This is a genomic window from Clostridium tarantellae, from assembly GCF_009295725.1.
Classification (GTDB): Bacteria; Bacillota; Clostridia; order Clostridiales; family Clostridiaceae; genus Sarcina; species Sarcina tarantellae.
Genome location: NZ_WHJC01000083.1, coordinates 1 through 12,454, shown reverse-complemented (window position 1 = coordinate 12,454; position 12,454 = coordinate 1). Strand labels below are relative to the sequence as shown.

Annotated in this window: 11 protein-coding genes; all 11 read right to left on the bottom strand. The window is 24.3% G+C overall.

What is annotated here, in order from left to right; genetic code table 11:
• Window positions 1-76: 76 nt before the first annotated feature.
• Complete coding sequence (gene rpsA, locus GBZ86_RS07470) at window positions 77-1,216, bottom strand: 30S ribosomal protein S1 (RefSeq protein ID WP_327444531.1); 1,140 nt, start codon at window positions 1,214-1,216, stop codon at window positions 77-79.
• Between the two features lie 115 nt (window positions 1,217-1,331).
• Window positions 1,332-1,538, bottom strand: coding sequence for a heavy-metal-associated domain-containing protein (locus tag GBZ86_RS07465; RefSeq protein ID WP_152889266.1), 207 nt, complete (start codon window positions 1,536-1,538; stop codon window positions 1,332-1,334).
• A gap of 76 nt (window positions 1,539-1,614) precedes the next feature.
• On the bottom strand, window positions 1,615-2,376 hold the full coding sequence (yaaA, locus tag GBZ86_RS07460) for a peroxide stress protein YaaA (RefSeq protein WP_152889264.1): 762 nt from the start codon (window positions 2,374-2,376) through the stop codon (window positions 1,615-1,617).
• 108 nt (window positions 2,377-2,484) lie between these two features.
• Window positions 2,485-3,507 (bottom strand): PTS sugar transporter subunit IIC, encoded by a 1,023-nt coding sequence (locus GBZ86_RS07455; protein WP_207707432.1) that lies wholly within the window; start codon window positions 3,505-3,507, stop codon window positions 2,485-2,487.
• A gap of 188 nt (window positions 3,508-3,695) precedes the next feature.
• On the bottom strand, window positions 3,696-4,646 hold the full coding sequence (locus GBZ86_RS07450) for an L-lactate dehydrogenase (RefSeq protein WP_152889262.1): 951 nt from the start codon (window positions 4,644-4,646) through the stop codon (window positions 3,696-3,698).
• Window positions 4,647-4,851: 205 nt separating this feature from the next.
• On the bottom strand, window positions 4,852-5,268 hold the full coding sequence (locus GBZ86_RS07445; protein ID WP_152889260.1) for a CBS domain-containing protein: 417 nt from the start codon (window positions 5,266-5,268) through the stop codon (window positions 4,852-4,854).
• Between the two features lie 98 nt (window positions 5,269-5,366).
• Window positions 5,367-6,272, bottom strand: coding sequence for a 3'-5' exonuclease (locus GBZ86_RS07440; protein WP_152889258.1), 906 nt, complete (start codon window positions 6,270-6,272; stop codon window positions 5,367-5,369).
• Window positions 6,273-6,406: 134 nt separating this feature from the next.
• Entirely contained in the window at window positions 6,407-7,096 is a 690-nt protein-coding gene (locus GBZ86_RS07435) for a fibronectin type III domain-containing protein (protein WP_152889256.1), read from the bottom strand.
• Window positions 7,097-7,323: 227 nt separating this feature from the next.
• On the bottom strand, window positions 7,324-9,069 hold the full coding sequence (locus GBZ86_RS07430; protein WP_152889254.1) for a DUF262 domain-containing protein: 1,746 nt from the start codon (window positions 9,067-9,069) through the stop codon (window positions 7,324-7,326).
• A gap of 170 nt (window positions 9,070-9,239) precedes the next feature.
• Window positions 9,240-11,030: a MutS family DNA mismatch repair protein gene (locus GBZ86_RS07425; protein ID WP_152889252.1), complete on the bottom strand. Its 1,791-nt coding sequence runs from the start codon at window positions 11,028-11,030 to the stop codon at window positions 9,240-9,242.
• 84 nt (window positions 11,031-11,114) lie between these two features.
• Window positions 11,115-11,972, bottom strand: a complete 858-nt coding sequence (licT, locus tag GBZ86_RS07420; protein ID WP_152889250.1) for a BglG family transcription antiterminator LicT — start codon at window positions 11,970-11,972, stop codon at window positions 11,115-11,117.
• Window positions 11,973-12,454: the final 482 nt, after the last annotated feature.

Here is a 12,454-nt window from a genome sequence, read left to right as displayed (position 1 = left end):
ATACTTTATATTATATTTATTATAACAAAAATTTAGCATAATACCTAAATTTTTTGTTACATAAGATGCTTAATTGTTAAAATTTAAAATCTTTAAACAAATCTCCCAAAGAAAACCCTTCTTCATTATCATTATATTCTAAATATTCTTTTGATTTTTCACTAGCATCTTTTATGCTTAATGACAGTTTATGCTCATCAGCATTTATATCTAAAATTTTAACTTTTACTTTTTGACCTAATTGTAATACATCAGAAGCTTTAGCTATATTGTCATAACAAATTTCTGATAAATGTACAAAACCTTCTATTCCTGGTTCTATCTCTATAAAAGCTCCAGCCTTTATAAATTTGCTAACTTCACCATCTAATATATCATTAATTTTATATTTTTTTATTGATGTATGCCAAGGATTTTTAACTACATCTTTTAAAGAAAGAGATAATCTTTCTTTATCCATATCTATTTCTTGAATATAAACTTCCACTTCATCTCCAACATTAACAACTTCTTCTGGCTTATTAACTCTTGACCATGAAAGATCATTTAAATGTACTAACCCTTGAACTCCACTCACTTCAACAAATGCACCAAATTTAACAAGTTTAACAACTTTTCCTCTTCTTTTTTCTCCAACTTTTATAGATTTCCATAAAACTTGCTTTTCTTTATTTTTAATTTCTTCTTCTACAATTCTTCTTGATACTACTACCTTTTTCTTATTTTTTTCAAATTCAATTACTTTAACATCTAAAGTTTTTCCTATAAGTTCCTCTAAATTTTCAACTCTTCTAGAAGCACATTGAGATGCAGGCATAAATATTCTTACACTATTTAAATCTCCAACTATTCCACCTTTAACAACTTGTGAAAATTTAACTTTTATTAAATTTTCTTTTTCAAAATCTTTTTCTAAATCATCCCAAACTTTTATAGAATCTGCTTTTTTCTTTGATAAAAGTACATTGCCTTCTCCATCATCTCCACTTAATACCATAACATATATTTCGCTATCTACTTTAATATCATCTATATTAAAATCTTTATTATTTGAAATTTCACTTTTAGGAATAACTCCATCTGCAAAATGTCCTATATTTACAATTACTTCATCATTTTTAACACTTATTACTTTTCCTTTTACTATATCTCCTTTATGAAAATGCTTTAACTCAAAGCTATCCATTAAGTCCTTCATTGACATATTTTCTTCCACAGTAAACAACTCCTTATAGTAGACTTTTACATTATAGTCTTATTTTACATAAGTATTTAAAAGAGTACAAGTAAAACTCTTATTATTAAAAAGGTTACCTATGGGTAACCTTTCTTTACTCTATAGATATTAATTCATATCCTTCTTCTTCTAATAAATCTCTTAATTCTTCTTCTGTTACGTTAGCATCAGCATCTATAATTGCTTTTCCTACCTCTACATCTAATACATCTACTCCATCTAAATCCAATAGTGCATTTTTTACATGATTTACACAATGTGAACAAGACATTCCATCAATCTCTAAAATCATTTTGCTCATACCCAAAATTCTCCTTTACATTTTATATTTTAATTTTAAAATATTACCAATTTTATTTTATCCTTTAATTTAATATTTACTCTCTAGTGAATATTAAATTATTCCAATCAGATAAAATTTCATTAAAAACATATCCTTCTTCATTAAAATTTTTTAGTGTTTCTAGATTATCTATTCTATTTTTAACTATATAGTTAACCATTAGCCCTCTTGCTTTCTTAGCATATATAGTTATAATTTTATAGTTATACCCTTTTCTTTCTTTGAACATAATATTTACTTGTCTTATATCATGTTTAATATCTAATACTTTATAATATTCCTCAGAAGCTAAATTTATTAAAATTTTTTCATTATCTTTTTTTACTTCATCAATAATTTTTGATGTAAGTTTTTCACTCCAAAAATCATATAAGTTTTTTTTATTATTAATACTAATTTTTGTCCCCATTTCTAGCCTATAAGGTTTAATTCCATCTAAAGGTCTTAACATACCATAAAGTGCAGATAATATTCTTAAATGATCATTACAAAATTTTAAATCTTCATCGGAAAATTCTTTTGCATTTAATCCTTTAAAAACTTCTCCATTAAAACAAAATAAAGAAGCTTTTTCATTTTCACCATAAAATTTCTTCCAATCTTGATTTCTTATAAAATTTAAAGTAGCTAATTTTTCATTTATTTTCATTAGTGAAGCCAATTCATGTACTTCTAATTTTTTTAATTTATTCATTATAATGTCTGCTTCTTCTAAAAACAAGGGAGTAGTTGTATTTATTTTTAAATTATTTTTACTTAAATCCATAGTTTTAGCTGGCGATAGTATTACTATCATAATAATCACCTCATTTTTATTATACACTACTCTTGTTTTTTAAATTTATTTATAAATTAATTTTAAAAATAAGAGTTAAGATAAATTCTTAACTCTTATTATACTTAATTATTTGGGTAATTTTAAATCTCCTGACTTAATAATACCTTTATTCTTCATAAAACTATAAATTATATAAGTTATAATAGCTGGTATAATAACGCATCCAACTATAAATCCTAAAATTAAAGCATTAATGCCTTGATTAGATATTATATTTATAGGTGCTACAAATGAACTTAATCCCATTCCTGCAATGGTAGAATCAGCTCTTAAATTTAAAAGAATTACTGCTATAGGTGCTGATATAGCTGAAGCTATTAAGGTTGGTATCATTAATTTTATATTTTTTGTTACATTAGGCAATTGAATTTTTGGTGTACATAAAAATATAGCCATAATTCCACCTATATCATTTTCCTTTAATGACATAATAGTAAATCCTATAAACTGAGCTGTACATCCTACTAATGCTGCTGCTGATGCTTCTGAATTTAATGCCAATGCTATAGCTAAAGCTACTGAAGAAGCTGGAGACATTATTAAAATTCCCCATAATACAGCAATAACAATAGAAGAAATTAATAAATTTGATTGAGTAGCTCCCGTAATTACTCCTCCTACGTAATTTAATGTAGGTGTAATAACTTTAGCAGAATAAAATCCAAATAAACCACCAATTAATACAGAAGATAAAGGCACTATCATCATATCAACTTTAGTTTTACCTGCTATTTTCTTTCCTACATAAGTACCAACTATTCCTGCTAATACAGCTCCAATAGGCTCTCCACTTTTTATTAATATACCTACTCCTGGAGTTATTGTCATTGCGGCTGCACCTAAAGTTGATGTTATCATAGCTGAAAATATGGTTAATGAATTTGCACCTAATGCAAAAGCAATACCTGCTCCTATAGCTGGAGACATTAAATTTTTAGCAACTGCTCCTATAGTCATTAATACCTGAATATTTAAAATCTTTCCTATATTATCTAATAAAAGCCCTATACCTAATGTTACAAAAATTCCTTGTGCTAATCCTGCAGAGCCTTTAAAAACTCTATCCATTATGTACTTTTTCTTATTCATAATCTTTTTCCTTTCATTCTTTATATTTTGAATTTTAAAGAATAATAAAAAAATATATATGATTTCTTCTTTTGTATTATTTTTAATATTGCTTAATTTAACTCTTTAAAAATTACTAAATGTAAAAATATTTAATTATAAATGTCAGTCAGCATTTATAATTAAATACTGACTGAATTAAATATGTATTAATATCCTATTTTGCTCATATAATCTCTTAAAATATTTATAGATTCTTTAAATTTATGTAATTCTTCTAAAGTCATATCTATTTCTATAACTTTTTCTACTCCATTTTTTCCTATAATAGTTGGAACACCTGCATAAACATTTTCTTCCCCATATTCACCATTAAGCAATGCAGATACAGGTAATATTTTTTTCTCATCGTGGAATATTGATTTTATTATTCCCACTGTACAAGAAGCTATTCCATAGTAAGTTGTACCTTTTCTAGCGTATATTTCCCAACCTGCTTTTGCTGTTTTCTCAACTATTTCATCTAAATTTATTTTAGCTAATTCTTCATTTTCTTTTCTCATTGTTAAGAAAGCTTTACCTGCAATACTTACATTAGACCATGGAACCATTTGAGAGTCTCCATGTTCTCCCATAGAATAGGCATGTATTGATCTTACATCTACTTCATCTAAATACTGACTTAAAAAGTTTTTTAATCTTGATGTATCAATTGTAGTTCCTGTGCCTATAACTTGATTTTTTGGTAATCCTGATAGTTTCCACACATGATAAGTAATTATATCTACTGGATTAGATGCTATTATAAATATTCCATTAAATCCTGAATCCATAATTGGCTTTACTATTGATTCACATATTTTAGCACTTACTCCTAAGGTATCTAATCTAGTTTGTCCTTGCTTTGGTGGAGCACCTGCAGTTATTATTATCACATCTACATCTTTACACTCTGCATAGCTACCATTTTTTATTTTAGTTCTTTGAGACATAAATTCTACTCCATGAGTTAAATCCCAAGCTTCTCCTTTAGCTCTTTCCTCATTTATGTCAATCATTAATATTTCTTCACATACACATTGATTAACTAAAGCAAAGGCACAACTTGATCCAACGAGTCCTGTTCCTACTACTGCTATTTTTCTTGGTTTTATTGTCATAATAAAGCCTCCTTTATTTCATTAGTTATCATTTAAACAACTTCATTTTACTATCTAAGCTATTATAAAACAATAGTAGCTTAAATACTCATATTCATTTTTATTGTTTATAAGTATTTTTTATATATTATTAGAAATTTAAACTATATTATTAAAATTAAAAATAAAATAGCTTAAACAAGTTAAGGTAACCTTAATGGTTACCTTAACTTGTTTTCTTCTTATATAAACTATTATAACAATAGTTTATTATATCACTTCTTTTTATTATGCCTATAAAAATTCCTTCATCATCTACTACTGGTACAAAATTTTGAGATATAGCTAATGATATTAAACTTTCTATATTCTCATTTATACACACGCTTTTGTGTTTAAATCTTCTTGGTATATCTTTTACTTTTACATTATTACTGTTTTTAAAATTTAATTCAGGAGTATTTTTTAACTTCCAAAGTAAATCTCCTTCTGTTAAAGTTCCTACATACTTTCCTTCATTATTAATTAATGGAACTGCAGTATAACCATGATGCTCCATACGTTCTATAACTTGTCTCATAGTTCCATCTAAATTTTCATATACAACTTCATTTTTGGGTGTTAGAAAAAAAGCAATATTCATATTGGTCCCTTTCTTTCTTAAAATAGTTTTTTATATTTTCCAATTTTATTTTAACATAAGTTTGTCCAAATTGTTAGATAATTTAAAAAACTTAATTTTTATCTTGATTCTAATCTCTTAAATTTATAAACATAGTCTATATATTCAATATTACTTATAAAAGTATTTATATTATTATAAACAATATCGCCACTTAATGTTTTTTTTAAAATTACTTCTTGCAAAATATTACTTTTACATTTTGGACATTTTCCTATAGATATAAATCTCCAACTAAATAATTTTAATGGATGTTCTATATCCACATTTATTTTACATTTTGGACAAACAAAGTTTACTTTAATATTATCTGCATTATAGTTTTTTAAATCCTTTACTCTACTTGAAGGCATACTGTAAACATCTTTTACTATATAACCTTTAACTACTTTATTGTTATATAATCTTTTAAATACTTCAGCAGTATAGCTAGCATCATTTAATGCATCATGTAAACTACCTTTATCTACTTTTATTTTTAATTCTTCTAATGCATTTTTTAAACTTAAAGATTTTTTATGTGCTAACATCTTTGTACAATACTCTTGTATATCTAAATATTCTTTTATCCAATTAATATCCTCATAACCGTGGTATTTTGCATTTTCTATAATTTGAACTATATCATCTGTAGCCCAAGAACATAAAATATCACCTTCTTCAAAAAAGCTCTTTAGCTGATCCATAGCCTTTTGAAAAGAAATTCCTTTCTCTATTTGTTCTTGAGTTATACCTGTTATTTGTACTATTTTAGGATTTATTACTTTAAATACAGAAGGTTTTATAAATGTTCTGTATTCATCAACCTTTTGCATAAATTTATTAAGCTTAACAGCACCTATCTCAATAATTTCATTATCTACTTTACTATCTCTTAATTCTTTATTTTCTTTGTAAATATTAGGATAGTATTTAGTTATATTCTGCAAATTGTTAAACTCTAAATCTATAATTACATATCCCATTGCTTACATCCTCTCACAATTATATCCATATATAATTATGCCATAAAATAACTATTTTTTCACTTAAAGATTTTAATTTTATTTTTTACAATAAAAAGAGCTGTTTTACACAGCCCTTTTTGTTAATAATTATTTTATTTATTTGTTCTTACATTTATTGCTTTTCCTCTTGATGTTTTTCCATATGTGGTTTCAGCAACAACCTTAAAACCATATAAGGTATTAGATTTTAATTCATCAATTGAACAATCTGTAGCTGTAGCTGGAATTTCTTTAATTAGCTCTCCATCCTTGTATATTATATATTGTAGTACTTCAACATTATTTTTAGGAGCTTCCCATGATAATAAAACATCATTATTTGTTATTTCTTTAGCATATAATTTTTCTACTTTATTAGGAGTTTCTATATCATAATTGCCATTGTTCATTCTAACTCTAATATATGCTGGTCTTGATTTTTTACCATTATTATATTTTGCAATAACTTTAAATCCATATAATTTATTTTCATCTAATCCTTTAATAACATAACTGTTTGCATCATTCTTAACTGTTGCAATCTCTTTATCATCTTGTAAAATTATATATTCATTTACATTTTCATTTGGCTCTTGCCAAGTTAATTTTAAACTAGCTGTTGTAATATCTACAGCTTGTAAATTTTTTGGTTTTTCAATTTTATACCTTAAATCTTCATTAACAACTACCTTTGTTTCATCTAAAGCTTTTACATTAATAGTATTGCTAAAAGAAGCTATTGTACAAGATACAACCGCAACTGCTATAATACAATTAATTATTCTTTTACATTTTTTGCTCATAATATAACCTCCTACCCTCTATAATTATCCCTTTTAAATTTAACATATTTTAACTTTTATTACAACATAATCAATTGTTGATTTATATGATTATTAATATAAATTCTATTATTAAAAAAAATCAAAATATACATAAATATTTTGATTTTTTTATTCTTTAATTTATTAAATTATCTACAGTTTAATTTATATTTTAATGCATTTATAATATTATAACTTATCTACTCTTAAAATTTAGTCCATAAATCTAATGCTCTTTGAACTAAATCTTCATGTCTATTTGTTAATATATCTATATCCCAATCTTTAAGAGCATTGACTTCATTAGTTATTGCAAAATCACCTTTTTTACTTAAGTATTGCTCTATCTTTTCTGCAAATGCTTTATTATTAGCTTTAGTATTTTTAGCACCATTTATTATAACAAGGTTACCAAGTCTATTAGCCCAATTTCTTCTTTGTTCTACATTAAAATTAGATAACCAATATGTATCCTTTGCATTTCTTGGTAATACATGTTCTAACATTATTTTGTTATTATATTCTATAGCTTCATTACTTCTAAGTTCCATATCTAATCTTATTAATATGTATTTAGGAATCATCATTCTTCCTTTGCTATAAAATTCTATATCATTTAATGAATTTTTAAAGTAAGCAGTTGTTCTTTCTATATCAGCATTAAATACTTCTGAATTTTTTAAAGTTTCAAAGGATTCACTATTATCTATAGTTTCTATAATTTTATAAACTCTTGATAATCTATCTGCAAAAGAATTTCCATTAATCCAATCTATAACTAATCTCTTCTCTAATAACTTTACAAATTCTAAAGTCATTTTTGCATTTTGGAATTTTTCTACAAATCTTATTATAGCAGCCATCCACTCTTCATATGGTAAGAAATCTTTCATTATAGTTACTAAATTTTTATAATATGTTGCACTATCTTTATCTAATTCTTCTACAATTGCCTCTTCAATATATTTAGTATAAATACCTTTTATATCATTTAAATGATCTATAAAATTCTCTCCTATGTAATTAGGTTCATCAACAAATATCTTTTTATTAAATTCTTCATAAATTGTATTTGCAGCTTTTTTCTTAAGCTTCATAGTTCTCATAAATCCTATTAATTGCTCTAACTTTTCTTTTCCTAAGTCTTGCTCATTACATTCCCATATATCTGTATATTTTTCTCTATTATCTTCATTAATTACTCTTAAATTTTCACTTTTAAGTAAATCTGCATTAGTTAAAGGTAATCCTCTTGCATTTATAACATTGAATAATCTAAATGCTGATGTAAAGGAATCAGTTGTAATTACTACTAATACAACTTTTTGTAAAAGATATTTAATAAACTCATTTAATTTATTATTTAGAAGTTCACCATTTTCATCTATAAAGCTTTCTTTATAAACATTTATAGCATTAACCATATTTCTCTTAGCTTCTGATATGTCATTTATATTAACTTCTGATATTTCTTTAGTTCCACCTTCTGTTAAAACATATTTTTTAAAGAAATCAGCTTCTTTACCTCTTACTTTAACTCTTATGTTTTCTTTTACTCCCATAAGTTCATTTGGCTTTTGATATATTAATGATGATAAAACATTTTTATAAGCTTCATTTTCTACTAAATCTCTTATAGTAGCTATAAGCATTATAAGTGATGTTAACCTTTGTTGCCCATCAATTACATCATATAATCCTGAACCATCATCTTTATATTCCTTTGAACATAATACTATACTACCTATAAAATATGGTTCAAGATTTTCAAAATCATTTGCATTTTGTTCTTTATTTAACTCTATAGCATCACATATATCATCTACTAACTGCTTTATATTTTCTTTAGTCCATGAATATGCTCTTTGATAATCTGGAATTTCAAATAAAAATTTATCATTTAATAAGTCTTTTATGTAATATTCTTTAGCTTTTACTTTTTCTGTAAACAATTAATATTCCTCCTACATGAATAAGAAATTTTCTCTTAAGAACTTTTAAAGTATTTTCTACTTTAACACAACAAAAAAAGCCTTAACAGGCTTTTTTCTTTACTATTATTATGCTATTTTCATTATAACAAATTTTATTTTGTTTGTCTAAATTTTATACCTAAAGCCTTTTATATATCAATTCCAGCCATCTTCATTAAATATCTTGCGTTTCTTGTCTTAGATACTCCTTTTCTTAACTTATAGTCAAATCTTAACTTATTATTCTCATAATACTCTCTAAAATTATAATTTCCTATTCTATTGTCTTCACTCTCCATTTCACAAAGTTCTAAATCATGAGTTGAAACTAATCCAATAGTATCACCTTTTAATAATTGATTTATTAAAACCTCTGCTCCTAAATGTCTATCTAAAGAATTTGTTCCTTTAAATATTTCATCTAATAAAAATAATATTTTTTCTCCTCTATTACTGCCCTCTACTATTGATTTAATTCTTAAAATTTCTGCATAAAATGAAGATATACTTTCTTCTAAGTTATCTGCTGTTCTCATACATGTATATATATTTAATATAGGCGTACAAAAGCTTTCTCCCCTTACATTTAAACCTAAATAACTCATTATTACACTAAATCCAACAGTTCTTAAAAAAGTACTTTTACCAGACATATTAGAACCAGTTATAAGTAGAACTCTTTTTTTATCTGTTATAGAGAAACTATTTCCAACGGCACTTTCTCCTAATATTGGATGTGATACATTAGTTCCCTCTAAATGTTTATCTTCAGTTATGCTAGGTACACACCAGTTAGGATTATTATATATTAATGAAGATAAAGATATTAATGCTTCAAACTCACCTAATGTTTCTAACCAATTTATAAGTTCATCTCCATTAGCAATTCTCCATTTTTCTAATTTATAAATCATTTGATAATCCCATAATAAAAAAGTATTAAAGATTATGTAAAAAGCATTTCCTCTATCATATAGCCATGAAGTTATACCTTGTAAATCATTTAGTTTTTCACTAGCTTTCTTATTATTTTCAAAATTACTTTTAAGCTTATTTAAACTTTCAGTTTTAAAATTTTCTTTTTCTATTAATTCTATTGAATCTACATAAGATTTTATTTTATATTTTAATTCTTCAAATATTAAAAGACCATCTAATACTTCCTTATTTATTGTTCTTAAAAAAAGAAAACTAATAATTAAAGATATTATAATAAAATGCCATGTAATTACATTAGCTATTACTAAAATTAATATTAAAAAATTAATTACAGGTAATATAATTTTTAAAAGTCTTACCTTTAATGAAAAGATTTTTTCATTTCTATTTTTTACCCATTGATTTAAAAAACTTTCTTCATCATTATTATTTTTTTTAACCTTTAAACTAGCTATTAACTCTTGTCTAAAATCTAATTTTTCAGCTAATTCTTTTAAAGATTCTTGTCTATTTAAAACTTCATCTTTATTAGGAAGCTTTTTCATTTTTAACAAAGCACTTAATTTACTTCTTCCATAAATTGTTTTAGTTGTATTTATCCATTGGAATAAGGAGTTTTTTCCAAACACATCTAAATCATTTATGAAGCTATGTTTTAAGTCTAAATATTCTTCTCCTTTATCCTTAAACTTTTTCCATTTACCATTATTTCTACTAATTTCATTTTCATTTATCTTTACAAGTTCTGAAATTTTAACTTTTTTATTGTATTGTCCCTCATGAATCTTAGCTAAATATAAAAATAAGATTACACCTAAAAATACTACTAATATTAGATATAAAATATAGCTATTTTTATATGCTAAATACATAAAAACTGCTGTAATTACTATAGTTAATAATCTCAAAATACTTATTACATTGTAACTTTTATTTAATTTTTCTAACTGTTCTTTATAATGGTTTATTTTTTTTTCATAAATATCTATTACCTTTTCCATAACACACCTCATTGTTATTATTTACAATTATTATAACAAAAAAAGAACTAATATTACTATTTAATATTAATTCTTTTTATTAACTTATAATATATACTCTTCATGTTTCATTACGGATCTTATTCTATGTATATGTAATGTTAAATATACTATTTCATCATTATTAATAGTATAATCATATTCTTTTTGTATGTATTCTTTTATTTTTATAGCACATTCATAGGACTCTTTATAATTAAATTTTACTAAATCAATGAATGTATCATCTTCTCCATTAACAACTGATTTAGAAATTACTCTCTTAGCAAAATACTTTAAATGAGTTATTAATCTATCATAATTTAAATCTTCATCATCAAATTTTATAGAAAAAGTATCTCTTATTATATTCAATACTCCATTAACTATTTTAGTCATATCCTGTGATTTTACGGAGGTTTCTTTATACATAGCATTAACAATATGTAAAGCTATGAATCCAGCCTCATCTACTGGAAGATTTATGTTCACTCTTTTATTTATATATTCTACTGCCCATAATCCTATTTTAAATTCTTCTTTATGAATTCTTTTAATTTCATGTAATAATTCGTTTTCAATTTTAATATTCTTTTTATATCTTTTTATACAAAAAGCTATATGGTCTGCTAAAGAAATATAGACTTGCTTATCTAACTTTATTTTAAGAGTTTTTTCTGCATGGATAATTATGTCTTGGGCTAATTGAAATATTCCATCTGGAATTTGATTAATTAATTTTTTAACTTTATCTCCCATGGTCTTATTATCAATGGTAAATCTTTTTTCTATCCTATTTTCATCTATTTCTTGCCCCACCTGTTTTTTAAAAGCAATACCACACCCCATTAGTATGACTTCTTTTTTACTTTTAGGATCAATTGATACTACAACATTATTATTAAGAATTTTTTCTATTATCATATCCATCATACTCCTATACCTATTAATATACCGTGAAAAAATAAAACCCAAATTAAGAAAAGATAAAGTTATCCCAGCCTAATTTAGGTATCGACTCTTTATTTAAAATATCAATTCTAATTTACATTAATCTTATTATTAATTTTATCATATATACTAAATATTGTCGATATATACGACTTTAAACACAAATTCACAATATTCCTTTTTTTCATCTTAATATTTTTTATTTTTCCACTATATTTTTAATTATTTTCTTATTTTTTTACTTTTAATTATAAAAATATATTTTTATAATTTTATTTTCTAAAAATTTTTTTGAATTTTTTCAGAAATTTTATGTTTTATATAACTAAAAAAATGAGTAGTTATATAACTACTCATTTCAGGCTGTCGACAAAGTCGACAGCCTTTCCATTTTCTTATAAAATAATATTGGGTGATAAATATGATGACTAAAAAAAATACTGATAATAGATTTA